Source organism: Nonomuraea sp. NPDC003709 (assembly GCF_040610775.1).
In the GTDB taxonomy this organism is placed as follows: Bacteria; Actinomycetota; Actinomycetes; order Streptosporangiales; family Streptosporangiaceae; genus Nonomuraea; species Nonomuraea angiospora_A.
In genome coordinates this window covers 157,053-180,541 of record NZ_JBEXMW010000012.1, presented here as the reverse complement: position 1 = coordinate 180,541, position 23,489 = coordinate 157,053, and the positions used below count along the sequence as shown (strand labels likewise).

Annotated in this window: 20 protein-coding genes and 2 pseudogenes; 16 read left to right on the top strand and 6 right to left on the bottom strand. The window is 71.3% G+C overall.

Annotated features, from left to right (window positions below; all coding sequences use genetic code 11):
• Position 1: 1 nt before the first annotated feature.
• Entirely contained in the window at positions 2 to 862 is an 861-nt protein-coding gene (locus ABZX61_RS33305) for a polysaccharide deacetylase family protein (RefSeq protein WP_355200090.1), read from the bottom strand.
• Between the two features lie 89 nt (positions 863 to 951).
• Here ABZX61_RS33305 and ABZX61_RS33300 point away from each other — a divergent pair, with 89 nt between their 5' ends.
• The 6 genes from ABZX61_RS33300 (at position 952) to ABZX61_RS33275 (ending at position 6,638) form a co-directional block, all read left to right on the top strand.
• Entirely contained in the window at positions 952 to 2,025 is a 1,074-nt protein-coding gene (locus tag ABZX61_RS33300) for a helix-turn-helix domain-containing protein (protein WP_355200089.1), read from the top strand.
• Positions 2,026 to 2,172: 147 nt separating this feature from the next.
• Entirely contained in the window at positions 2,173 to 3,240 is a 1,068-nt protein-coding gene (locus ABZX61_RS33295; protein WP_355200088.1) for a hypothetical protein, read from the top strand.
• A 2-nt stretch (positions 3,241 to 3,242) separates the two neighbouring features.
• On the top strand, positions 3,243 to 3,971 hold the full coding sequence (locus ABZX61_RS33290) for a hypothetical protein (RefSeq protein WP_355200087.1): 729 nt from the start codon (positions 3,243 to 3,245) through the stop codon (positions 3,969 to 3,971).
• A 115-nt stretch (positions 3,972 to 4,086) separates the two neighbouring features.
• Positions 4,087 to 4,872 (top strand): helix-turn-helix domain-containing protein, encoded by a 786-nt coding sequence (locus ABZX61_RS33285; RefSeq protein ID WP_355200086.1) that lies wholly within the window; start codon positions 4,087 to 4,089, stop codon positions 4,870 to 4,872.
• Between the two features lie 61 nt (positions 4,873 to 4,933).
• Entirely contained in the window at positions 4,934 to 5,458 is a 525-nt protein-coding gene (locus ABZX61_RS33280; protein WP_350731760.1) for a sigma-70 family RNA polymerase sigma factor, read from the top strand.
• 22 nt (positions 5,459 to 5,480) lie between these two features.
• Positions 5,481 to 6,638, top strand: coding sequence for a CU044_5270 family protein (locus tag ABZX61_RS33275; protein ID WP_355200085.1), 1,158 nt, complete (start codon positions 5,481 to 5,483; stop codon positions 6,636 to 6,638).
• 35 nt (positions 6,639 to 6,673) lie between these two features.
• Here ABZX61_RS33275 and ABZX61_RS33270 read toward each other — a convergent pair whose 3' ends face one another.
• Positions 6,674 to 8,074: a hypothetical protein gene (locus ABZX61_RS33270; protein ID WP_355200084.1), complete on the bottom strand. Its 1,401-nt coding sequence runs from the start codon at positions 8,072 to 8,074 to the stop codon at positions 6,674 to 6,676.
• Positions 8,075 to 8,325: 251 nt separating this feature from the next.
• Here ABZX61_RS33270 and ABZX61_RS33265 point away from each other — a divergent pair, with 251 nt between their 5' ends.
• The 5 genes and pseudogenes from ABZX61_RS33265 (at position 8,326) to ABZX61_RS33245 (ending at position 14,354) form a co-directional block, all read left to right on the top strand.
• Positions 8,326 to 9,795 (top strand): amidohydrolase family protein, encoded by a 1,470-nt coding sequence (locus ABZX61_RS33265; RefSeq protein WP_355200083.1) that lies wholly within the window; start codon positions 8,326 to 8,328, stop codon positions 9,793 to 9,795.
• Between the two features lie 204 nt (positions 9,796 to 9,999).
• Positions 10,000 to 10,179 (top strand): annotated as a pseudogene (locus ABZX61_RS33260) (three-helix bundle dimerization domain-containing protein); the annotation flags it as partial.
• A gap of 183 nt (positions 10,180 to 10,362) precedes the next feature.
• Positions 10,363 to 11,400 (top strand): hypothetical protein, encoded by a 1,038-nt coding sequence (locus ABZX61_RS33255; protein ID WP_355200223.1) that lies wholly within the window; start codon positions 10,363 to 10,365, stop codon positions 11,398 to 11,400.
• A gap of 65 nt (positions 11,401 to 11,465) precedes the next feature.
• Positions 11,466 to 13,643: a hypothetical protein gene (locus ABZX61_RS33250; RefSeq protein WP_355200082.1), complete on the top strand. Its 2,178-nt coding sequence runs from the start codon at positions 11,466 to 11,468 to the stop codon at positions 13,641 to 13,643.
• A 51-nt stretch (positions 13,644 to 13,694) separates the two neighbouring features.
• On the top strand, positions 13,695 to 14,354 hold the full coding sequence (locus ABZX61_RS33245; protein WP_355200081.1) for a sulfatase/phosphatase domain-containing protein: 660 nt from the start codon (positions 13,695 to 13,697) through the stop codon (positions 14,352 to 14,354).
• A gap of 189 nt (positions 14,355 to 14,543) precedes the next feature.
• Here ABZX61_RS33245 and ABZX61_RS33240 read toward each other — a convergent pair whose 3' ends face one another.
• Positions 14,544 to 15,107 (bottom strand): helix-turn-helix domain-containing protein, encoded by a 564-nt coding sequence (locus ABZX61_RS33240; RefSeq protein ID WP_350731771.1) that lies wholly within the window; start codon positions 15,105 to 15,107, stop codon positions 14,544 to 14,546.
• Between the two features lie 81 nt (positions 15,108 to 15,188).
• On the opposite strand from ABZX61_RS33240, the gene ABZX61_RS33235 reads away from it, so the two are divergent.
• The gene (locus ABZX61_RS33235; protein WP_350731773.1) at positions 15,189 to 15,653 is read left to right on the top strand and encodes a cupin domain-containing protein; all 465 of its coding nucleotides are present in this window, start codon (positions 15,189 to 15,191) and stop codon (positions 15,651 to 15,653) included.
• Between the two features lie 187 nt (positions 15,654 to 15,840).
• Here the strand turns inward: ABZX61_RS33235 and ABZX61_RS33230 are convergent, their stop codons facing one another.
• The gene (locus tag ABZX61_RS33230) at positions 15,841 to 18,078 is read right to left on the bottom strand and encodes an Orn/Lys/Arg decarboxylase N-terminal domain-containing protein (protein WP_355200080.1); all 2,238 of its coding nucleotides are present in this window, start codon (positions 18,076 to 18,078) and stop codon (positions 15,841 to 15,843) included.
• 139 nt (positions 18,079 to 18,217) lie between these two features.
• On the opposite strand from ABZX61_RS33230, the gene ABZX61_RS33225 reads away from it, so the two are divergent.
• Together ABZX61_RS33225 and ABZX61_RS33220 are read left to right on the top strand one after the other, a co-directional pair.
• Complete coding sequence (locus ABZX61_RS33225) at positions 18,218 to 18,778, top strand: MFS transporter (protein ID WP_355200079.1); 561 nt, start codon at positions 18,218 to 18,220, stop codon at positions 18,776 to 18,778.
• A gap of 58 nt (positions 18,779 to 18,836) precedes the next feature.
• Positions 18,837 to 19,847, top strand: coding sequence for an MBL fold metallo-hydrolase (locus ABZX61_RS33220; protein WP_355200078.1), 1,011 nt, complete (start codon positions 18,837 to 18,839; stop codon positions 19,845 to 19,847).
• Here ABZX61_RS33220 and ABZX61_RS33215 read toward each other — a convergent pair.
• Positions 19,837 to 20,856, bottom strand: coding sequence for a CU044_5270 family protein (locus ABZX61_RS33215; protein WP_355200222.1), 1,020 nt, complete (start codon positions 20,854 to 20,856; stop codon positions 19,837 to 19,839). The two genes, ABZX61_RS33220 and ABZX61_RS33215, sit on opposite strands and share 11 nt — an antisense overlap.
• A gap of 1 nt (position 20,857) precedes the next feature.
• Positions 20,858 to 21,457 carry an RNA polymerase sigma factor gene (locus ABZX61_RS33210; RefSeq protein WP_355200077.1) on the bottom strand — a complete coding sequence of 200 codons (600 nt, stop codon included), beginning with the start codon at positions 21,455 to 21,457 and terminating at the stop codon, positions 20,858 to 20,860.
• A gap of 184 nt (positions 21,458 to 21,641) precedes the next feature.
• Here ABZX61_RS33210 and ABZX61_RS33205 point away from each other — a divergent pair, with 184 nt between their 5' ends.
• Together ABZX61_RS33205 and ABZX61_RS33200 are read left to right on the top strand one after the other, a co-directional pair.
• On the top strand, positions 21,642 to 22,799 hold the full coding sequence (locus ABZX61_RS33205; protein WP_355200076.1) for a glycerophosphodiester phosphodiesterase: 1,158 nt from the start codon (positions 21,642 to 21,644) through the stop codon (positions 22,797 to 22,799).
• 63 nt (positions 22,800 to 22,862) lie between these two features.
• Positions 22,863 to 23,435 (top strand): annotated as a pseudogene (locus tag ABZX61_RS33200) (response regulator); the annotation flags it as partial.
• Positions 23,436 to 23,489: the final 54 nt, after the last annotated feature.

Here is a 23,489-nt window from a genome sequence, read left to right as displayed (position 1 = left end):
TCTACGACCGCCCCAGGCCCGCGTAGTGCTCGGCGATCTCGTCGCTGGTCGTCAGCCATACGCCGTCGTGGCCGGCGACGTACTCCAGCGCCTGGTCCAGGTACTTCGCCCGGAACGCCTGGCCGATGACGAACGGGTGCAGCGCCAGCGCCATGACCCGCCCGCTCTCGGCGGACTCCGCGTAGAGCTGGTCGAACTGGTCCTTGACCAGTTGCACGAAATCGCCGCCACTCCTGCCGTGCATCGTGAAGATGCCCAGGTCGTTGAGTTCGAGCGAGTACGGCACGCTCAGCATCCCCGGGACGTTCAGCCGGTACGGCTGATCGTCGTTCGTCCAGTCGAGCACGTAACCCAGGCCGAGCTCGGCGAGCAGGGACGGCGTCCGGAACGTCTCGGTGAGCGCGGGGCCCAGCCAGCCGCGCGGCCGCCGCCCGGTGGCCTTCTCGATGGTCTCGACCACCTCGGTCAGGTAGGCGCGCTCGTCGCCGACGTCGACCTGGAGCGTGGAGTTGTTCTTGCCATGGGCCAGCCACGCCCAGTCGCGGGCGTTGCCCGCCTCGACGATCTGGGGGTACCGCTCGCACACGTCGGCGTTGAGCAGCACGCTCGCCCGGATCCCGTGCCGGTCGAGGACCTCCATCACGCGCCAGATCGCCACCCGCGGCCCGTAGTCGCGCCAGCCGTAGTTCAGCGGGTCCGGCACGAGTGCCGCGGTCGCCTCGTTGATGCTGGTGGAGGGGCGGTCGACGGTGAAGTGCTCCACGTTCAGGCCGACGTAGAAGGCGACGCGGGCACCGCCCGGCCAGCGGATCGGCTCGCGCCCGACGATCGGGCTGTAGTCGAACAGCGTGTTCTCCATCATGTTCCTCCCGCAAGGGCCCCTGAAGGGGCTGTCTGCCCATGAAGGTAGAAATTGCGGGAGTCCGTCAGGAGGGCCGAAGGCGTCATCGGGTGGGCCGAAGGCGCCACTTCCGCTGGGAGTTCATGGTGAGCAGCACGACGGGGGACGACACCGCGAAGGGCACCGTCTCGCCCCATCTGACCCGCTTGCTGGTCAGGGCGGGCATCGCGGCGGGGCTGGACCGGTCGCGCCTCGCCGGCGTGCCCGGCCTCTCCGTCCTGGACGAGGACGGGATCCGCATCCCCACCGCCACCATCCTGCGGGTCTGGGAGCTGATCTCCGGCCCGGCGTGGCAGACGGGCGGCAGCAACCGGGTCATGGAGCTGTGGCGGCCGGGTGGCCTGGGCGTGTGGGACTACCTGTTCGCCGTCTCCGGCACACTCGGCGACGCGTTCCAGGTGGCCTCCCGCCGCCTCACGGCCATCGCCGACCCCGCCGACCGGCTCGTCGTCACCCGCGACGACGACGGCGGGGTGACGGTCAGCTGGCAGGGGCCCTACCGCGACCACCCGGACTACCCGATGATCGCGGAGTTCGCGACGTACATGATGCTCGTCATGGCGAGCTCGGGCGCCGGACGGTGGATCACGCCCGTACGCGTACACCTGCCGCACCGCTCGCCCGCCGCGCCCAGGCAGCTGATGGAGCTCTTCGGCACCAGGCGCGTCGAGTTCGAGACCGGCGAGCCGTCGATCACGTTCGCCCGGGCCGACATGGAGGCCTCGCTGCCGCGTGCCGACCCCGCGCTCGCCGCGATCCTGGACGACCACGCGCGGCTGTCCGTCGTCACCGCCCGGCCGGTGCTGGGCTGGCTCGACCGCTTCCACGCCGTGCTCGAGTCCGCGGTCGCCGGCAGCCCGCCGGGCCTCGACCAGGTGGCCGCGCGACTGGCCATGAGCCCCCGGACCCTCCAGCGCCGCCTGCACGACGAGGGCACCAGCTGGCGGGAGGAGCTGGAGAGGCTGCGCCGGCGGCGGGTGGACCGCCTGCTGCGGGAGACCACGCTCAGCGTGGAGTCCATCGCCGCGCGGGTCGGCTTCACCGACTCCCGGGCGCTGCGGCGGGCCATCCACCGCTGGTACGGCCACGGCCCCGCCGTCATCCGGGCCGGCGGCCCCACGTAGCCCGCTCCGCGCCGACTGCCGGAGATGACCGGCGTCCCTGATCAACGGCCCGGGCCAATGGACAACGTCACCGTCTGGCTGGTCATCGACGGGCCCCGTAGTCAGGGATCGCTGGCAGACGTCCAGCAGCGCGAGAGGAGAGCGAACGTGAGATCACCTTCGAGGCTGCGCCGTGCGGCGGTCGTCCTGGCCGTGAGCGGCGCGGTCGTCACGAGCGGGTTGACCGCCGGCGCGGCCCGCGCCGACATCGACCCGTTCGGAGGGTTCGACCCCGGCTCCGGATTCCTGCCGTCGGACGACTCGGGCGGCCTCAACATTCCCGGCCTCCCCGGCATCCCGAGCATTCCCGGCATCGGGGACATCGGATCCGGGCCCGCCCGTAGCTCTGGCGAGGACAGCCCGTCCTTGTCCTTGGAGGAGCCCGAGAGCGGCGGGGACACGCCCACCGGCACGGGCGACCAGCCGGGTCCGGCCACTCCGAAGACGTTCCCGAAGACCAGCGGGGGTTCCAAGCTTCCCGCCTGGCTCGAACGGGTTCTGGAGCGTGGCGCGAACGCCGCCATCGACCGGTACATCGTCGGCCGGCCGGGAAGCGGCCAGCCGCAGCGTCCCTCCCAGGGCTCCCCGGCACCGGCGCAGCGCGGCACACCGGGCCAACCGGCCCAGCAGGCTCCCCAGGCCCGGCAGGACTCGTACGGCCGCCAAGGCTCGTACGGCCAGGAGGGCTCGTACGGCCAGGAGGGCTCGTACGGCCAGGAGGGCTCGTACGGCCAGGACGGTTCATACGGACGGCAGGGCTCGTACGGGCGGCAGGTCATGCGGTTGCGGCCGAGCCTGCAGCGGCAGACCTGCCGCGTCCCCGCCTACGTCCGCCTGTACGGGACGACGGCCCGCACGGGCAAGTTCACCCCGAGGTTCTACATCGGCGGCGACAACCTCGGCAAAACACTCGTCCTCGGCGGCAACACCTATCTGGCACCCTTCGGCGACAAGCTCGCGAAGAGCAGCACGGCCGAGTACGCCTTCCTGTCCGAGTCGGGCGACGAGCTCCTCAACCGGCAGCCCACGGTCGCCAGGAACACCGTCCTGGAGGACCGCACCAGGTACGCCGCCTCCTTCCTGACCAGGGGCGTCCGGTACATCGTGATCGTCCGGTACGTGAACACGTGCGGCGAGCCGGTCGTCGACATCCTCGGCAAGGTCAAGGTGGGCTGACGATGAGACTCAAAAGCCCGCGCCGCCTGCTGCCCGTCCTCGCCGCGCTCGCGGTGATCACCGGAAGCGGAGCCGTGGCGACCGGCCCGGCCCGCGCCGACGTCATCGACCTGTGGTCGGACCCGGAGGAGCCCAGCTGGTACGAGGACCTCTATGACGATGGCACGGAGGACGAGCCCGTGATCGAGGAGGAGGAAGAGAGCCAGCGGCCCTCCCCCGGACCGACCCCCCTGAGGCCGCCCGACCCCGCGACGGCCGACAAGGAGTTTCACCTGGCCGTGGACACCGCGCTGTACCTGCTGGAGCGCCGCCCCCGCTGCAACAGCTTCGTCACCGGTCTGGACAGCCCCGGCGGCGAGAGCGCCCTGTCGATCCTGCGGGCGATCTGGAAGGCGCCCAGGCTGTTCGACCTGTACTCCAAGCACGGCACGCCCGCGCCGGACGGGCGCCTGCCGTACGCGGAGTCGACGACGGGCCGCGGCTCGGCCGGAACGATCTACCTCTACCAGGAGTGGCACCAGTCGAAGCCGCAGCCGGTGCAGTACAACAACGATGACGGCGGCAGGCCGCTCGACCCCGACGAGTGGCGCACGCTGATCCTGCTCCACGAGCTCGCGCACCTCACCGGCGCCATGGCGAGCCACCGGACCGAGGCGGGGAACACGAAGAACACCTACACGATGAACGAAGGCATCGTCCTGACCTGCCTGCGGGGCAAGGGCAGAGGGTAGGAAGCCGGACGCCTGGCGGGGAGCGGACGCGCCCCCGCCAGGCGCTTCGCCGTACGTGCAGTCCGCCGGCCGTGTGCCCACGAATAGGGGGCGACACTTCACGGCAGGGGGCACGATGACACACGACGGCACCACGACACCTGGGCGGCGGGAGCGGCCGGTGCCGCCCGGCCCGCTCCAGGACTTCGCCCAAGGGTTGCGCGACCTCCGGGGGGCGGCGGGCAATCCGAGTTACCGGGCGATGGAGCGCAAAGCGGGTTACTCGGCCTCCGCACTGTCCGCGGCGGCGGCGGGCGACCGGCTGCCGAGCCTGGCGGTCACGCAGGCGTACGTCGGCGCGTGCGGCGGCGATCAGGACGAATGGACCCGTACCTGGTACGCGATCAAAGCGAGGCTGGACACCACGACGTCGCCGCCGCCGGCCCGTCCGCGCCGCCGCTCGGCGCTGCTCTGGCTGGCCCTGGTGGCGCTCGGGCTGATCGCCCTGGTCACGGCCGGCACGCTCCCCAAGAACCTCATGGCGGCGACCGGGCCCGACCTCGCCTTCACGGCGGTCGCCGCCCCCAGCTGCCCGCGCGACGACATCCGCGGCACACCGGGCACGGGCTGCGGGAACACCTTCCAATGGCGGTTCACCACCGGCCTGCGCGGCCGGCACCAATGCTTCGTGGACGTCTCCGTGGGCAGCCCTCCCCTCCCCACCCGGCAGGTCCGGTACACGGTCAAGGACGGCTTCGGCGACGACGCTCGCACCGTCGCCGAATTCACCCTCGACCAGCACACCCACCAAGGCACCTGGGTCCCCGTCGACACCTCGGACGGCCTGGTCACGGTGGAGATCGCGGACCCGGCAGGCGCGCAGTCCACGGCGGCCGGCCCGGTCCGCCTCTCGTGCCGGTGAGCCTGACGAATAATTCGGTGCGTCGTCGGTAATCCAGAGGCGTCCGGAGGGACTACTGGGTGTGGATGATCCCGAGGAACGATTCACAGACCTCTACGACCGGCACTACCGCAGCGTCCTGGGCTACGCCCTGCTGCGGGCCGAGCGCGACCTGGCCGAGGACGTCTCCAGCGAGACGTTCCTGGTGGCGTGGCGGCGGCTCGACGACCTGCCGGAGCCGCCGCTGCCGTGGCTGCTCGGAGTGGCGCGCAACCTGCTGGCCAAGCAGCGCGACTCGCGCCACCGGCGGCAGGCCCTGGTCGACCGGATCGTGGCCCTGACCACCCCGCGCGACCAGGTGGCCTGGGACGTGGCCGAGCACGTCATCGACAGGGAGACCGCGCTGGCCGCGCTGTCGGCCCTGCCGGAGCACGACGTGGAGGCCATGATCTTCGCCACCTGGTACGGCCTGCCGCCCGAGCAGGCGGCCTCCGTCGTGGGCTGCTCGGTCCGTACGTACAACGTCCGGCTCCACCGTGCGCGCAAGCGCCTCACCCTGGCCCTCCGCCTGGGCGGCGCGAGCCCGGCCCGCAGCCTCGACTCCTGACCACACCCTTGGAGGACCCCTCATGACCGACCGAATCTTCGCCGAGCTCAAGCCCGACGGGCTGGACGAGCTGGCCGAGGACGGCTACCGGCGGCGCCGCTCGGCCGACCTGGCCCGTGCCTTCGCCACGCCGCGCGTCAAGCGGCGCTCGCGGTGGCCGCTCCTGCTGGTGGCGAGTACGGCGGCGGCCGGGCTCGCGGCCGCCACCGTGGTCGTCGCCTCCGGCGGGACCCCGACCCCCAAGACGCCAAGCCCGGCGGTCGCGGCCAAGCCGCTGACCGCCCGCTCCTTCCTGCTCGCGGCGGCCTCGACGGCGATGCGAGAGCCGGCCGAGTCCGGCCGCTACTGGTACCTCCGGGAGCGCACGTTCGCGAAGGTGCACAACGTGCCGGGCGACTACGAGGCCAAGCTCAATGCCCTGCTCAAGGCGCAGAAGGACAAGGAGGCGGGGCTCAAGGGCGCCCCGGAGCGGCTGGCCGCCGCAAAAAAGGAGTTCGACCGCAAGGTCGTGGAGCTGAAGACCAACGGGGTCGCCGAGCTGCCGTACACGGCCTTCACCGCCGACACCCGTGAGACCTGGCGGCCGATGAAGGCGGGCGAGACCGGCCGCAGCGTGAGCAACCAGGACGTCGAGGTCACCTTCGGCTCCCCGCAGGACGAGGCCGACTGGCGGGCGGCCGGCTCCCCCGAGCTGGCCGAGAAGAAGCCCAAGACCTACGACGACGCCACCGAGCGGATCCTGTCGATCGACAACCCGAGCCTGAACCTGCGCAACCTCGCGAACCTGCCCACCGGCGAGGACGCGCTGCGCCGCCGCCTGGACGACCTCTGGAAGCGCAGCCCGAACAGCGCGGACATCGGCAAGGCCGGCTACCTCTGGCAGACCGCCGTGGACCTGATGACCGCGCCGCTCCAGCCGGGCACCCGCTCGGCCCTGTTCCGCGTGCTGGCCGACCAGCCGTCCGTGACGCTGGAGGGCAAGACCTCGGACGCGCTGGGGCGTACCGGGGTCGCCCTCTCGACGCCGACGGCGCGCGAGCTCACGGTGCGGCTGGTCGTGGACGAGCAGTCGGCGGAGCTGCTGCAGTACGAGCTGGCCGAGAAGGGCAAGCTCCTGCTGCGGGTGGCGCTGGAGGACATGGGCTGGTCCGACGAGCTCGGCAGGCGTCCGGCCGGCTGAGGCCCCGGCCGGACGCCTGCCGCTGCCCCGGGGGCTCAGCGGCGCCAGATCACCGCGGAGGGGGTCCCGGCGTCGACGGTGACGTCACCGTTCCAGGTGAGGAAGGACGGCTGCGGCAGGTAGTCCTGCCCCAGGAAGAAGCCGCGCTTGATACCGGTGACGTGCACGACGGCGCCGTTGTCGGTGCCGACCACGACGCGGTTGGCGGTGATCTCCTGGATGTCGTCGGCCGTCGTGCCGGGCGGCAGCTCCACCGTGGTCGCGGCCGGGTCGTCCCGCTGGATGGACCAGGTCGGCTCCACGTGGTTCGACAGGTAGACGGTGGCGCCGCTCTTGAGGCGTACGCCGAGCGAGACGCCGACCCAGGACGAGCCGGTGTTGGGCCGGTCGGTCGTCTTCTTGAGCACCGCGTACAGGTAGTTGCGCTGGTCGCTGACCTCCGGCGTGGCAGGCGTCGTGCCGGAGGCGGCCTCGATCTTGCCCTCCCGGATCATCTCCTTGGACATGATCTGGTAGGTCCAGGAGTTGGTGTCCATCATGTACTCGCGGGCCTCGGCGGCCGGCCGGGTCTGCAGCGCCGACAGGAAGAACCGCATCGGGTCGGTGACCTTGTCGCACATGTTGTTGTTGTTCGTGCAGGTCTCCAGCTGGGCGTGGTCGCCCTCGTACGTGCCGGCGAACTGCAGCGTCTGGTGGTTGGCGGCCTGGTAGGTGTCGCTGCCCGCGACCCGGTTGCCGCGCTCGTCGACCTCCACCGCGTAGACCCACTCGATGTCGGTGGTCCGGCCCCAGCGCGCCATCAGCGCCGGCGTGTTGGTCCCGCCGTCCTCGTTGCTCCACACGACCGAGTACGTCAGCTTCGTCCGGCCCGGCGCCGACCCGGGGCCGACCTCGTGCCAGGCGATGAGCGGCGTGTCGGTCGTCGCGTTCTGGTACGGGGTGCCGAGCTCGGAGAGGTTGCGGCCGTAGACGATCGGGGCGTAGCGCAGCGCCAGGTACTCGGCGCTGCCCGGCGCGTACGTCGTCACCTTCACCCGGTCGAGCAGGACGGACGTGCTCCCCCCGGCGGATCGGTCACCGGCGAAGCGCAGCCGCAGCACGTGCGCCCCCGGCCGCACCGAGCCCAGCGCGAGCTGCCGGGGCAGCCGCTGGTCTCCGGAGACGACGAGGTCGGTGGCGTAGCGGTTGTCGACGTAGACCGACACGACGGCCGACTCGCCGCCCTTCACGGCCCAGTCCGTGCCGGGCGCGGCGGCGTTCAGGTCGACGACCGCCTCGCCGGCCCGCTTCACGAGGAACGGGACCCGTACGTCGGAGTGGTCGCGGCGAACCTGGATCGGGCGGTCGTGATCGGCCTGCGCCACGGCGGGTGCGGCGAGCGTGACCGCCGTGGCGAAGGCCGCGGCCGCGGCGGTGAGCAATGGGACGACTCGCATCAGAGTTTCCTCCGTGGGGGATTGCACCGCGAACCCGCGGTCAAAGAGATTGTCAGACCTGTCGGCCAACGCCGAGAGAGCAATCGCTGAAAATCAGGACAACGCCCCAGATCTCCGGCATATCCGACCCCGAGGCGGATGTCGACGAACGCGAAGGCGGCTCCGGGCAGGGCTGACCGGACGAAAATCCAGCACGAAACTCGTGCTCCCGCACAATCCGCCCCACCGCCCCGGCCGGGTACGGTGCGCCCATGGACACCCATGACCTCGTGCTGAGCGGCGCCCGGGTCCTCGACCCGGAGACCGGCCTCGACGCCGTCGCCCACGTAGGCGTGACCGGCGGCGCGATCTCGGCCGTCTCGACGCGGCCACTGTCCGGCCGCGAGCACCTCGACGTCTCCGGGCTGGCGATCGCGCCCGGCTGGATCGACCTGCACAGTCACTCCCACACCGTCGCCGGGCACCGGCTGCAGGCGCTCGACGGCGTCACCACCGTGCTCGACCTGGAGGCGGGGATCAGCCCCGTGGCGGAGGCGTACGACACGGCCGCGGCGGAAGGGCGCCCGCTCAACTACGGCTTCTCCGCCTCCTGGGGCATGGCCAGGATGGCCGCGGTCGGCGGGATGCCGCACGGCGGAGGGCTGGCCGCCGCGCTCGGCGCCATCGGCAGCCCGGCCTGGCAGGCGGAGGCGAGCCGGGAGCGGCTCCAGGCGCTGCTCGGGCTGATCGAGGCCGACCTCGCCGACGGGGCCCTCGGGATCGGCCTGCTGATCGGGTACGCGCCCAGGGTGGACCCCCAGGAGTACGTCGCGGTCGCCGGGCTCGCCGCCAAGGCGGGCACGCCCACCTACACCCACGCCCGCGACCTGGTCGAGCAGACTCCTGACCTGCCGATCGACGGCGCCGAGGAGATCGTCATGGCGGCCGTCGAAACGGGCGCCCACATGCACTACTGCCACGTCAACAGCACGTCGCTGCGCCAGCTCGACCGGGTGCTGGCGCTGGTGGAGCGGGTGCGGGCCGAGGGCGCGCGGGTGACCACCGAGGCGTACCCCTACGGCGCCGGGATGACCGGCATCGGCGCCGCCTTCCTCGCCCCCGAGGCGCTGCCCGCCTCCGGCATCGGGCCTGAGTCCATCGTCTACGTCCCCACGGGCGAGCGGGTCGCCGACGCCGACATGCTCCGCCGGCTGCGTGCCGCCGACCCGGGCGGGCTCGCGGTCATCCACTTCTTCGACGAGGACGACCCCGCCGACCTGGCCTTCGTCGACCGGGCGCTGCTCAGCCCCGGCACCGTCGTGGGCTCCGACGCCATGCCGCTGACCTGGGTGGGCGGGCCGCCCGAGCCGCTGGCCTGGCCGCTGCCGCCGTCCGCCGTCACGCATCCCCGTACGGCGGGGACCTTCTCGCGCGTGCTGCGCCGCCACGTCAGGGAGACGGGCCGCCTCACGCTGCTGGAGGCGGTGGCCCGTTGCAGCCTGCTGCCCGCCCGAGTGCTGGAGGACGCCGTGCCCGCCATGCGGCGCAAGGGCAGGATCCAGCCGGGCTGCGACGCCGACCTGGTCGTCTTCGACCCGGAGACGGTCGGGGACCGGGCCACCTACGCCCGCAGCACCACGCCTTCGGCCGGTTACGCGCACGTGCTGGTCGGCGGCCGGTTCGTGGTGCGGTCGGGAGAGCTCCTCCTCGACGCGCTGCCCGGCCGTCCCATCAGGCGCTGAGCCCTCAGCCGACCTCCCCCGGCAGCAATGCGAATGAATTCCGATTAAACAAAAAATGTTCCAACGGTGAACAGACGATTCCCGACCTCGTTTTAATAACCGATTGACTCGGGTTATCTTCTCGACCGAAACCCCTATAAGGTTGGCCCCGCGCGCGGGCGGACGCGGCAGTCCGCGGCGATATATGAGGTCGAGGGGACACTGGTGGGCGACGATACTCTCCGTGAAGAACAGGCGATAAGCCGGGCCACCGACCACCTGGTTCAGGTTTACGCGGGCACTCACTCAACGGAGCACGTCAGAGCCGTTATGGAGGCCGCCCGTAAGCGTTTCGACGGCTTTCCCATCAGGGATTTCGTCCCCATTCTGGTGGAACGCATCGCGCACGGAGAGTTGGCGGCGGAGGCGCGGGCCGACGAGGTCGTGGACATTGAAGTTCCGGAGACGGCCGACGATGTCCCCGATTCACCGGAAATTCACTCGCCGGAAAACGATCGGCCATCCCCGCAGTCGTCCTCCCTCATTCGCAGTAAGGGATTTCTTTCACTCGTCGCGGCGGCGGTCGTCGTGGCCGCCGCCGTCGTCGTGGTGGTGAACGTCAGCCAGGACGACCCCCCGCCACCTCCCCCGCTCACGATCGTGCGCGGCGTGATCGGCTCCGAGAAGAAGGCGTTCTTCGAGGATCCGCGCGTGCAGCAGGCCCTCGCCGGCCAGGGCCTGAAGGTCGAGGTCGAGTCGGCGGGCTCGCGCCAGATCGCCACCTCGATCAACCTCGATCGGTACGACTTCGCGTTCCCGTCGAGCGCGCCCGCGGGCGAGTCGATCCAGCGCACGCGTCACGTCAGCACGAAATACACGCCGTTCTCCTCGCCGATGGCGATCGCGACGTTCCAGCCGATCATGGACGTGCTGACCAAGGCGGGCGTGGTGAAGAAGGGGCCCGTCCCGACCTTCAGCGTCGACCGCTACCTCGGGCTCGTCACGTCGGGCACGAAGTGGGCCCAGCTCTCGCGCAACTCCGCCTATCCCGTCGACAAGAACGTCCTGGTCTCCACGACGGACCCGCGCACGTCGAATTCCGCGGCCATGTACCTGGCGACGGCCAGCTATGTCGCGAACGGCAACGCGGTCGTGCACGGCACCACCGCCGAGAAGAGCGTGCTGCCCCTGATGACCCGGCTCTTCACCAGCCAGGGCTACACCGACAACACCTCCGAGGGCCCGTTCAACGAATACCTGACGGTGGGCATGGGCCCGACCCCGATGGTCTGGATCTACGAGGCTCAGTACGTGGACGCCGCCGCGCGGGGCCGGCTCAAGCCCGGGATGGTGCTGATGTACCCGTCGCCGACCGTGCTGTCCCAGCACACGCTGGTGCCGCTCACCCCGACGGGCGACCGGATCGGACGCCTGCTGAGCACCGATCCGGAGCTGCAGGGGCTCGCCGCCGAGCACGGGCTCCGCTCGGGCGACGCCACCCGGTTCGCCAAGGTCGCCGCCGATCACAACGTGCCCGTCCCGAAGGACCTCATCGACGTGGTCGACATCCCTTCGTACGACACGCTTGAGCACCTGCTCGACGGCGTCGCCAAGTCGTACGGCTAGAGCCGTTCGTCCGCAGCGGGGCGCGGAACCTTCCGGATCGTGGGCCGGGCAGAGCATAATCGTCCATGCCTAGATGGTGGCCATGGGCGGTCGCGGTCAGCTGTTCCGTCGTCCTGCTGACGGCGATCACCGTGGCCATCGTGCGGGAAGGGCTGGAGTACGCTGGATGGCTGGCCGCTGTGCTCGCCCTGTTGGTCGTGCCTCCCGCGCTGGTCGGATGGGCGAGAAGGCGAAGCGCCCAAAGGGGACGGCTCGGCGACAGGTTCGTGGTCGGCCCGCGTGACCGGCTGCCCCGAGTCCGCGATCTCATACGGGTGGCCGCGCTCGACCATCGCTTCGGACGTGCGGACGCCCGGGCGGACGAGGTGCCGTTCATCAGGCGGGATGCCAGTCGCGAGGTCGAGGAGGCGCTGAAGGCGGGCGGATTCGTCCTCGTCACCGGTGAGTCCACCTCGGGGAAGACGAGGGCGGCATTCGAGGCGATGCGCGCGTGCCTGGACGGCCATGTCGTGGTCGCGCCCTATCTGTCGGAGGACGTGCGTCAGGCGGTCGAGCTGGCTCGCCGGCACCGGCCGAGCGTGTTGTGGCTGGACGACGTCGAGCGCTATCTGGGCGGTGCCAAACTGACCGTGGGCATGGTGGACGACCTGCTCCAGGGCGGGGAGATCGTCATCCTGGCGACGATCCGCACTGTCGAGCTGGAGGCGTTCGGTTCGCGTGCGGACGCTACGGACCCGGACGAGCGGGAGACCGAATACCGTCGGGTGGGCCGTCAGCTTCTGGGCCGTGCCACGTGGGTTCCCCTCCCTCTCCAATGGAGCGAACACGAAGTGGGCAGGGCGAATGCGGTCGCGGGTGACGACAGGGTCGCGGACGCGCTGGCGCACGCCGACGAGTTCGGAGTGGCGGAATACCTCGCCGCCGGTCCCCAGCTGCTGGAGGACTGGCGCGCCGCGCGCTCTCCCTCCAGCGCCCATTTACGCGGCTGGGCGTTGGTGGCCGCGGCCGTGGACGTTCGACGCGCCGGCTACACCTCGGGCGTGACACTCGACTTCCTGCGCCCGCTCCATGATCATTACCTGCGCGACACTCCCTACCACGCGATATCACGGTCGGAGTCATGGGAGGAGGCCGTGGCGTGGGCCGTGCATCGCCCCTACGCCACCACCAGCATGCTCATCCCGCAGGGAGACGGCCTCTACCGGACCTTCGACTACCTGATGGACGCCATGCAGGAGGATCCGCGCAAGGAGGTGTGGGATGCCCTGATCGGCTTTCTCGACGGCTCGGACCTCCCCGCATTGTTGGACGTGGGCAGCACCGCCTACGACTACGGCATGCTGGACGCCGCCGAGCAAGCGGTACGCCTGGTCGCGGACAAGGACGGAGGCCAACTGGGAGCGGTGGCGCGGACCACACTCGGGCTGGTCCTCGAGACCAGAGCCGACGCGGGCGAAGGCTCCTACGCGGCGGCACGCCGCGAATACCGGCGTGCCGTGGACTCGGGTTGGCCAGAGGCCGCCGCACAGGCCCAAATGCGGTTGGGCATCCTGCTGGCCAAGCTGGACGAACGAGAGGAGTCGGTCAAGTGGCTCAAGCTCGCCCGAGACTCCGGCCACCCTTGGTACGGCGGTAGAGCCAGTCGTCACCTGGGCTATTGGCTGGAATGGTGGGGTGAGGTGGCGCAGGCTCAGGAGGCGTTCGAGCACACCATCGACCACGGCCATCCCCGGCAGGCGATCAAGGCGATGATCGCGATGGGTGACCTGCTCGCCGGTCACGATTCCCAGGCGGCCGCCGACGCCTACCGCCGCGCGATGAATGCCGGCGACCCGGAACTCGCCACGGCCGCGGCCCTCAACCTCGGAGTCCTGCTGAATGGGGAATCCCGCCGGCAGGCCTATGAGGCGGTGGAGCGGGCCGCGGACTTCAGCGACGAGCACGGCGATCCCTGGCTGGTGGCAGCCTTCGAGTTCATGCTGAACGACTACGCCGGCGCGGGCGAACACACGCGACTGGCGCATCGGGCGGCGAGGTCGTTACGGCGCCTGGAGCAGATCGCCGCGGTGGGCCATCCGCGGGTTGCCCCGCTCGCCCTCGTCTACCTGGGAATCCTCCGCCGTGCGGAGGGGGACGAGGTCGGTGCGCGCGCCGCGTGGACACAGGCGCTGGCGAGCGGTCACCAGCCGGCACACGAGCTGGCCGGAGAGCTGCTCGCCGAGTCCGGCTCCGCCGACGCCTGACTGGCCGGCGATTCGGCGCGCGGTCAGCGCTCGCGCGGGGCGTCGTTCAGGATGTCGAACGCCTGGCGGGCCAGGCCCCGCGCTGGACGACATGGTGGCCGGCATCGTCAGACCGGCGAGTACGACAACACGTACCTGATCTTCGCCAGCGACAACGGCTACAACCTGGGCGCCCACCGGCTGGTCCAGAAGATGGCGCCGTACGAGGAGTCCACCCGGGTGCCGCTGGTCGTGTCCGGCCCCCGCGTCAAGCGCGGCGCCACCACCGCGATGGCCACCTCCATCGACTACGAGCCCACCATCCTCGACCTGGCCGGGGCCCCGCTCGTCCCGCTGTTCGGCGGCCGCACCCCCGGCGGCCGGCGCACCGACTTCTTCGGCCAGTACGCCGGCGACGGCGTCACCGGCCGGGACGGGATCTTCCAGGAGTACACGCCGGGCGACACCAAGGAGGTCTACCTGATCGACGTACCGTCCTGGAGCTCGCTCCGCACCGAGCGCTACGTCTACACCCCGCGGTACGACTTGGAACGTTCCGCGGCCAAGCGTGAATACGAGCTCTACGACCTGGCCACGGACCCGTACGAGCTGCACAACCTGCTGGCCACGGCGAAAGGCCGCGAGCGGCACGCCGGCCTCGTGGCCCGCCTGAACAAGCGCATGGCCGAACTGAGCTCCTGCCAGGGTGCCACCTGCCGCACCTCCGGCTGACCTCACGCCTCCGCTTCACCTTCCCCCGGGGAGGTGGAGCGGAGCTGTTTCACCGTACGCAGCCGGTCCGGTGGGCCGACTCCGCGCGGAAGCCGAGGGCATGTGAGGTCTCCCTTGTCGGTGGCAGAGGCCCTGCTCACACCCCACCACCAATAACAGCGCGTATGCGGTGTCGCGCCGGCACACCGCTCACGACCGGAGGCCGTTGAGCGCGATCTCGGTGAACCTCCGCCGGTCACCGGCGGAGTGCCGGATGACGGCCGCCAGCCCGCACACGATCATGTTGACGTCCGCCGCCGTCACGTCCGCCCGGACCGTGCCGCCGGCTCGCGCCGCATCGATCAGCTCCCCGACGACGGCGTGGAGTTTCGCGCGCGGCTCTCCTTGCGGCTCGGTCGAGCCCATGGCCTGCTCGATCACCTCCGACATGCCGCGATCGCCCGCCAGCACCTCGCCGACGTGCCCCAGGAATCGGGCCAGCGCCTGGGACGGGTCGCCCTCGGCCAGGCATCGCTCCCGCGCGAAGGCGACCATCTCGGCGGAGCGGTGCGCGGCGACGGCCTCGATCAGGGCCTCACGGGTCGGGAACTTGCGGTAGAGGGTGCCGACGCCGACCCCGGCCACGCGGGCGACCTCCGACATCTGCACGTCATAGCCATGCTCGGCGAACAGCGCGCGGGCCGCTTCCAGGACGCGGTCACGGTTGCGCTCGGCGTCGGTACGCGGCTTGCGGCGGGTTGGCGGAGTTGACATGCCTGGCGATCCTCTGTCTAGACTCAATTACGGAATCAGGATTCCGCATTCCATTATGCCACGTCCGAAAGGGCCGCCATCATGTCGAAGGATCGTTTCATCCTGCTCAACCCCGGCGAGGTGCGGCCGAGCCGGGTCCCCATGCCGCCCGTGTTCGGCCTCAAGGCCAGGACGGAGGACACCGAGGGCAGGCTCTCCCTCCTGGAGGTGACCCTGGCCCGCGACATCCCCCGGCACGTCCACCACGTGGCCGACGAATGCGTCTACGTGCTGGACGGCGTGCTGGAGGTCGAGTTCGACGACCGGGTCGAGCACGTGGCGGCGGGCGGGTTCGTGCTGTTGCCGCACGGCGTCCCGCACGCCCTGCGCAGGGGATCCACCCCGCCTCCGCGGGTGATCCAGATCTCCACGCCGGGCGGATGGGAGTGCTACCTCGAGGACGCCGCCGAGGCCGGACCGGACGCCACCACCACTGACGGACGGTTCGACGCCAAGAAGCTCAACCTCATCGCCGCCAAGCACCAGATCACCTACGAAGAGCGGTAACCCGAGCCGGAGCCTCCAGACCCGAGCCTGGGCCCTCCAGACCCGAGCCGGGCCATCCACTTCCCGGCCCAGCCCGCCCATCCGAGACCAAGCCACCCACCGGCCCGCGCGGCGAGCACGTCGAAGGTCGCGGCCGGCTCGGGGGTACGGCGACCGGCATGAAGCGGGCCAGGGCGGCGAGCCGGGCTCAGGCCTTGACGACCTCCACCCGGTAGCGGCCGTCGCTGTCGCGGTGAGCGCCGTGGATCTCGGTGGCCAGGTCGGGGAAGGCCCGGTCGAAGTCCTCCAGAGCCCGCAGATAGGCCATCAGCGGACCGTCGGCCGGGCCGGTCGCCTCGCCGGGCATCAGCATGGGGATGCCGGGCGGGGTGACCACCACCGTGGCCGCGGCGACCCGGCCCGGCAGGTCGGCCAGCCGGACGCGTTCGGTGCGGGCCCGGATCATGGCCTGGTAGCAGTCGGCGGGGGTGGACACCGGCTCGGGCAGGGTGGTGAAGACCTGGTCGAGCAGCTTCCCGAGCTCGGAGTCACGCAGCTTCTCGTGGACCAGCGTGCAGAACTTCTGCAGCGAGACCGCCGGCGGCCCGAAGCCGGGCAGCACCTCCGCCAGGGGCAGGTCGTCGTCGTAGGCGTTCTTGAAGTCGGTGAGCGCGTCGATCAGCGTGCCCCATTTGCCCTTGGTGATCCCCATGGAGAACAGCACCAGCAGCGTGTGGTCGCCGGTCTTCTCCACCACGATGCCGCGCCGCTGCAGGTAGGCGGCCACGATGCGGGCCGGGATGCCCCAGTCGAGCGTGCCGGTGACGGCGTCGGCCCCCGGGCAGGTGATCGTCACCTTGACCGGGTCGAGCAGGCCGTAGCCCTCGGACATCCCGTCGAACCCGTGCCACGCCGCCCCCGCCTCCAGGGTCCAGCACCGGGGCTCGGCGCACAGCAGCGCCGGGTCGGCCTCGGCGAACGAGACGCTCTGCCCGGTGCGCGGGTCGGTGACCGTACGGGGCTGCCAGACGCCGAAGAACCAGTCGGGCCGCCGGCCGTCCTCACGGATGCGCGCGGCCAGCCGCACCATCGCCTGCCGGAACCGGACCGCCTCGACGATCGCCTCCCCGGTGAGGAACGGCCCCGACGGGCCGTCCATCATCGCCGCCGCGACGTCCAGCGAGGCGATCATCGGGTAGAGCGGCGAGGTGGAGGCGTGCATGAGGTACGTCTCGTTGAACGCGTCGTAGTCGACCGGCGCCCGCTCCGCTGGGCGGACGTGCAGCATCGCCGCCTGCGACAGCGCGGCCAGCAGCTTGTGCGTCGACTGGGTGGCGAACACGGTGGGGCGGCCGGGACCGGGCAGCGTGCGCTCGTCGATCGCCATGCCGTACCGGCCGGCGTAGAGCGGGTTGAACCGGGCGTAGGCGAACCACGCCTCGTCGAAGTGCAGCCGTGGCACGCCGGCGCCCAGCAGCTCGCCGACCCGCACCGCGTCGTAGCACACCCCGTCGTACGTGGAGTTGGTGATCACCGCGTACGCCGGCGCTCCGGCGGCCAGGGGGTGAGCGGCCACCAGCGCACGGACGGCGTCCGCCTCCAGCGCGGCGGGCGGGATCGGGCCCGCCAGCCCGAGCCCGTTGCGCTCGGGCACGAGGTAGACCGGGCGGGCCCCGCTGATGGCCAGCGCGTGCTGGACCGACTTGTGGCAGTTGCGGTCGACCAGGACGGTGTCGTCGCGGGCGATCGCGTGGTGACCGACGATGCGGTTGGCGGTGGAGTTTCCGTTGACCACGAAGAACGTGCGGTCGGCGCCGAAGATGCGGGCGGCGTTGCGCTCGGCCTCGCCGATCGGGCCGGTGTGGTCGAGCGGCGACCCCAGCTCGGTGACGGAGATGGACAGATCGGTGCGCAACAGCCGCTCCCCGTAGAAGTCGAAGAACGCCCGCCCCACCGGCGACTTGAGGAACGCCACGCCGCCGGCGTGCGCCGGGGTGTGCCAGGAGTAGCGATGGTGATCCTCAAGGCGCCGCAGCGCGCCGAAGAACGGCGGCAGGATGTTCTCGGCGTACTGTTCGGCCGCGTAGGCGATGCGCCCGGCGATGAAGCGCGGGGTGTCCTCCAGCGGGAAGACGTAGCCCTGGATGACCTCGTACACCCACAGCGGAAGCTCCTGCTCCTGCGTCATCAGGAAGACGGGCAGGCCGCGGAACCGCCTGGAGACCGCGCCCAGCAGCTCTTCGGCGCCCGGCGCCTCCCACGCCACCAGCACCGCCGACAGCGACGCGTCGGACCCGACCACCGCCAGGGCATCTTCGGCCCGGTGGGTCCAGCGCACCTGGAGCCCGAGCTCGTCCATCGCCGCGCACACGCGGCGGAGCTGCTCGGCGAGTGCCGAGTCGGCGTCGGGACGTTCGGTGACGGCGGCCAGAACCGTTCGCTCCATGCGGCACTCCGTGGTCAGGGGAAGGGGCGGGAAGGCCCTGCGGGGCCCCACACAATAGTAACCCTTCGGAGTCGTACGGCAACTTCGCGTAGCGGTTGCGGCAGGTGACCGTCAAGTACGTGAGAGTAAAGTGCAGCCTGTGACTGGACGATGGCAGATGATGGTCGCCCTGAGCTTGTGCGTGGCACTTTTCTGCGCGAACTGGACCGCGCTGTACGTGGCTCAGCAGGCGATCTCCAGAGACCTCCACCTCACCTCGGCCGCCGGCGTATGGCTGATCTACCTTTATCCCGCCGCCCTGTTAGGGGTGTTGATCCCCGTGAAGGGCCGGCTCAGCGTGCTCCTCCTGGGGCTCGGCGCGTTCTGCCTGGCCTCGGCGGTGGCCGCGCTCGCCCCGAACGGCGCCATACTGATCGGCGGCCGGGCCGGGCAGGGGCTGGCGGCCGCGATCGTGCTGCGGGCGGGCTTCGAGCTCGCCCGGGAGCACTTCCGCGGCACCGAGTGGGGGCCGGCGCTGGTGATCCCGGTGGCGCTCGCCGTCCCGGCCCTGATCGCGGGGCCCGTGATCGGCGGCGTCATCACCGATTTCCTGTCCTTCCGGTGGGTCTTCCTGATCAATGTGCCGCTGACCGTCGTGGCCTTGGTGCTGGTCGCGCTCTTCACGCCCCGCACGGCCTCGCACGCGCACGCGCGCGCCTGACCAGCGTCGATATCGACTTTCCTATCGAAGCGCGGGCGTTGCCAATATTGGACACCGCATGATCGACTCTGGTCTGCTGGGGCGCATGTCGTTCGAGCAGACCAGTCTGTCCCGCCGCACCCTGCTGATCGCCTCGGCCGTCCTGCCGCTGGCAGGAGGCGCGGCCGAGGCGTCAGCCGCCGTGTCGGCCCGGCGCGCGAAGGACTACTACGACCGCGCGGCCGGGCTGGCCGGCGACGACCCGGTCCTGCGGCAACTCGTCAAGGCGCTCTCCCCCGGCGCCGTGATCCCGGACGTGAAGGCCCCCAAGCCGCTGCGGATCTTCGACAACGTCGCCGTGGTGAGCACCGGCCTGGTCTCGGCCACGGCGCTCCTCACGTCCGGGGGCGTCATCCTCATCGACGCGCTGGGGTCGCCGGACGACGCCAAGAAGATCATCGTTCCGGAGCTGCGTTCGCTGGGGGTGGACCCCTCGACGATCAAGTACGTGGTGGCCGCCCACGGCCACAGCGACCACTTCGGCGGCGCCCAGTACCTCGCCGACCGGTACGGGGCCCGCGTCATGATGGCCCCGGCTGACTGGAAGCTCGTCGCCGCCGACCGTCCGGCCAACGCTCCGAAACGGGACCTGGACATCGCCGACGGTCAGCGGCTGACCCTCGGCGACACCACGGTCACCTTTCACCACACGCCCGGGCACACGCCGGGCACCGTCTCGCCGATCTTCCCGGTGCGGTGGAAGGGACAGCGGCACACCGCGATGTTGTGGGGTGGCACCAACCCGCCCACCGCCACCAAGGACAAGCGGACCTACCTCGCCTCCGTGCTCGCCTTCGCCGCCCGGATGCGGCAGGCGGGCGTGGACGTCGAGCTGAACAACCACGGGCTCTGCGACAACGGCCTGGCGCGCATGGAGGAGCTGCGTGGCGGGTCGTCCGGGGCCGCGAACCCGTTCGTCATCGGCGCTCCCCGGGCGCAGCGCTTCATGAAGGTCATGGAGACCATGCTGCGCGGCCGGATCGCCTCCGACCGGGAGGCGAGCGCCGGCACCCGCGCGGTCAGTCCCTGACCGTTGCTGACGGAGCGTGGCCGGCGACCGAGACGCTGAGCTGCGCCGAGGAGGTCAGCACCGTGCCCACCGGCGCCCCGGCCCGCGCGGCGTCGGTGACGACGCTGCGCTCGCCCAGGTAGAGGTACGTCTCGCGGTCGAAGATGTACTCCTGTCGCTGCCCGAGCACGGGATCGACCCTGGCCGCGGCGATGCCCGCGCGCCCGGCGGCGTCCACGGCGTGCTCGACGGTGACGACGCCGGGGATGGCCGCCGCCGCGCGGAACAGGGCGGCGCGCTGGGCCGCGGGCAGGTACGCCTCCGTGAGCAGGCCGCGGACCCGGTCCCAGGCCTCGGTGTCGTCCTGCCGGGTGTTGCCGAGCTGGGTGTAGAGGTGCTCGTACATCTGGTGCGGGTCGGTGGGCAGGCGGCTCACGTAGGCGTAGTCGTTGCGCAGGAACTCGGCGCGGTCGTCGAAGTCGGCGAGCTTGGCAGGCCCGCCGCCAGGGCCGACGTTCTCGCGGGCCTCGGGCGGGATCGGCCAGCCGGGCCACGGCTCGGGCTCCAGCACCTCCTCGTCGATGAACCCGCCCGTCGCGTCGCCCGCCACGGGCAGCCAGACCTTGCGCACGGCGCGGGACAGGTAGCGCATGGGGCGCCCGTCGCGGCCCTGCCCTTCGGCGGGGTTCATGGTCCGCGACTCGTAGACGAGGAACTGGCCGGGCTCGGGGTGGAGCTCGGGCGTCTTGGTCACGTTCTGCGCCGCCCGGGTGAGGACTTCGGACGCCGCCGCGGGCATCGTGCGGATGACCGCAGGAGGGTTCCGGTGGGTCGTGACGACCACGACTCCGGCCGCCAGCGCGGCGGCCAGGCCGGTCGCCAGGCCGAGCCTGCGCAGGCGGGAGGTGGTGCGGCGCGGGCGGCGTCGAGCATCCTGGGCGATGGCGGCCAGCAGCCGATCCTCGTGGGCGCGCAGGCGGTCCGGGTCGGGCTGGGGGACCTCCGAGCGGAACCGCTCGACCCTGGTCATCTCATTCACAGACGGACTCCTCGCTGACGGTGGCCGAAGGGTTGATCCCGCCGAGCTCGGCCCGGAGCCGACCCCGAGCCCGGTTGATGCGCGACTGCACGGTCCCCAGGCGTACGCCCAGCGCCTCGGCGGCCTCCGCGTAGCTGAGCCCGCCCCAGGCGACCAGCAGCAACGCGTCACGGTGGCCCTTGGGCAGCGCCGCCAGCGCGCCCGCCAGCCGCCGCCTGGAAGCCTCGGCGCTCAGCCGCTCGTCGCTGCGCTCGGCGAACGACGCCGTGACGGGGTCGGCACCGGTGCGTTCCACGACGCGCAACTGCCGGACCTCGGTCCGGACGTGGCGGCGCATCAGGTTGGTGGCGATGCCGTACAGCCAGGGGCGCGCGCTCGGGCGGGACAGGTCGTAGCCGTCGCGCTGCCGGAACGCCGCCAGGAACGTCTCGGCCACCACGTCGTCGGCGGCGTCCTCGCCCAGCCTGCGCGTGACGTAGCGGGTGATGTCCGCGGCGTGCCGGCGGAAGACCTCGGCGAACACCTCGGGGTCGCGCCGGGACCGTTGGATGCAGGCGGCGTCATCCACCTCGGCCCGGCTCGTCCCGCTCATTCTGTGGCCTCACGGCTCTGAAATAGCACACCTGTTGTTGCCGAGCGGGCCGCGGCTTGTTCCCACCACGGTGTCACCGGAAATTTCGCCAATATTGGCCCATAAGCGCATTTCGGTCCTTACCATAATCGCCGCGGCGATCACCGGTGAGAGTCTCCGGTGCCGATGCCGCAGGGAGTTTCACGTGCGAAAGATCGCGGCCACCACGCTCGCCATCATCACCCCCCTCGCCGGAGCGAGCGCCGCTCCGGCAGCCGCCGAGGCCACGCCCGACCGGTCCCAGGTCGTCGTCATCGGCCACCGCGGCGCGGCGGGCCACCGCCCCGAGCACACGCAGGGCGGCTACGAGCTCGCCGTGGCCATGGGCGCCGACTGGATCGAGCCCGACCTGGTGCCGACCAAGGACCACGTGCTGGTCGTCCGGCACGAGAACGAGATCTCCGGCACCACCGACGTGTCGCTCCACCCCGAGTTCGCCACGCGCAGGACCACCAAGGTCGTCGACGGGCGCAACGTGACCGGGTGGTTCACCGAGGACTTCACGCTGGCCGAGCTGAAGACGCTGCGCGCGGTCGAGCGGCTGCCCGCGATCCGCCAGCGCAACACCGTCTACGACGGCTACTACCAGGTGCTCACCTTCCAGGAGGTGCTCGACCTGGCCAAGCGGCTCTCCCGCCAGTACGGCAGGCAGGTCGGCGTCTTCCCCGAGACCAAGCACCCGACGTACTTCAGGTCGATCGGGCTGCCGCTGGAGGAGCCGCTGATCGAGACCGTCAAGCGCAACGGCCTCAACCAGCCGGGCGGCCCGGTGGTGGTGCAGTCGTTCGAGCCGTCCAGCCTCAAGCGGGTGGCCAAGGACCTGCGCGTGCCGCTGTGGCAGGCACTGGGCACCACCGGCCGGCCGTACGACCTGACCGCGGCCGGAGACCCGACGACCTACGCGGACATGATGAAGCCCCAGGGACTGGCGAATATCGCGCAGTACGCGCAGTGGATCGGGCCGGACAAGTCCTCGGCGATCCCGCTCAACCCGGACGGCAGCTCGGGCACCCCGACGACGCTGGTCTCCGACGCGCACAAGGCGGGACTGAAGATCGGCGTGTACACCTTCCGCAGCGAGAACCAGTACCTGCCGCTGCAGCTGCGCCGCGGCCAGGTCGCGACCGACCACGGTGACGCGCTGTCGGAGTACCGCGCGCACCTGGACCTGGGCGTGGACGCGTTCGTCACCGACTACCCGGACGCCGCCGTCCTGGCGCGGGGCGAGCGGGGCAAGCCGCACAAGCAGGTGCAACCCCAGCAGCAGTTCGACAACGGGCTGCCGGAAGAGGGCCAGCAGTAGGCAGTTGACCGGGGCCGCCTCCGTGCGGAGGCGGCCCCGGAAGCCCGAAGCGGCGCCGGCTCCGGCGAGCAGGCCCTGGAGCGCGTCGCCGAGCTCCACCCCGACCTGGTGCTGCTCGACCTGTACCTGCCCGACGTCTTCGGTCTGGACGTCATCACCCGGATGCGCGCCGCCGGGCACGACTGCGACGTCATCGTGATCAGCGCGGCCCGCGAGCTCGACGCGGTACGCGGGGCCGCCCGCCCGGGTGTCAGCGACTACTTGCTCAAGCCGTTCGACGTCGACGACCTGCGCGTCCGGCTGAAGCCCTACGCCGCCCGGCGCGCCGGCCTGGGCAGCACGGTCATCACCAGCCAGGCCGACGTCGACCGGCTCCTGTCCGGGACCGGCTCCGCGATGCCCGCCACGCTGCCCAAGGGCATGAGCGTGGAGACGGCCGAGCTGGTCAAACGCGCGCTCCGGGAAAGCGGCGGCACCCTGTCGGCCACCGAGTGCGCCGCCCAGGTGGGCGTCTCCCGGGTCAGCGCCCGCCGCTATCTCAAGTACCTGGCCGCGATCGGCCAGGTCGAGGTCTCCCTGCGCTACGGCGGCACCGGCCGCCCGGAACGCCGCTACCGGTGGCACCGCCCCGCGTGATTCCCCGGGCCGGCGGGCACGCGGGCGGCCGCATCGGCATTAGGGTCTACTACC

Coding starts and splice junctions, on each gene's coding strand:
- ABZX61_RS33305 (WP_355200090.1), bottom strand. CDS start 862: ATGATGGAGAACACGCTGTTCGACTACAGCCCGATCGTCGGGCGCGAG.
- ABZX61_RS33290 (WP_355200087.1), top strand. CDS start 3,243: ATGAGACTCAAAAGCCCGCGCCGCCTGCTGCCCGTCCTCGCCGCGCTC.
- ABZX61_RS33285 (WP_355200086.1), top strand. CDS start 4,087: ATGACACACGACGGCACCACGACACCTGGGCGGCGGGAGCGGCCGGTG.
- ABZX61_RS33275 (WP_355200085.1), top strand. CDS start 5,481: ATGACCGACCGAATCTTCGCCGAGCTCAAGCCCGACGGGCTGGACGAG.
- ABZX61_RS33270 (WP_355200084.1), bottom strand. CDS start 8,074: ATGCGAGTCGTCCCATTGCTCACCGCCGCGGCCGCGGCCTTCGCCACG.
- ABZX61_RS33265 (WP_355200083.1), top strand. CDS start 8,326: ATGGACACCCATGACCTCGTGCTGAGCGGCGCCCGGGTCCTCGACCCG.
- ABZX61_RS33250 (WP_355200082.1), top strand. CDS start 11,466: ATGCCTAGATGGTGGCCATGGGCGGTCGCGGTCAGCTGTTCCGTCGTC.
- ABZX61_RS33245 (WP_355200081.1), top strand. CDS start 13,695: ATGTCGAACGCCTGGCGGGCCAGGCCCCGCGCTGGACGACATGGTGGC.
- ABZX61_RS33240 (WP_350731771.1), bottom strand. CDS start 15,107: ATGTCAACTCCGCCAACCCGCCGCAAGCCGCGTACCGACGCCGAGCGC.
- ABZX61_RS33235 (WP_350731773.1), top strand. CDS start 15,189: ATGTCGAAGGATCGTTTCATCCTGCTCAACCCCGGCGAGGTGCGGCCG.
- ABZX61_RS33230 (WP_355200080.1), bottom strand. CDS start 18,078: ATGGAGCGAACGGTTCTGGCCGCCGTCACCGAACGTCCCGACGCCGAC.
- ABZX61_RS33220 (WP_355200078.1), top strand. CDS start 18,837: ATGATCGACTCTGGTCTGCTGGGGCGCATGTCGTTCGAGCAGACCAGT.
- ABZX61_RS33215 (WP_355200222.1), bottom strand. CDS start 20,856: ATGACCAGGGTCGAGCGGTTCCGCTCGGAGGTCCCCCAGCCCGACCCG.
- ABZX61_RS33210 (WP_355200077.1), bottom strand. CDS start 21,457: ATGAGCGGGACGAGCCGGGCCGAGGTGGATGACGCCGCCTGCATCCAA.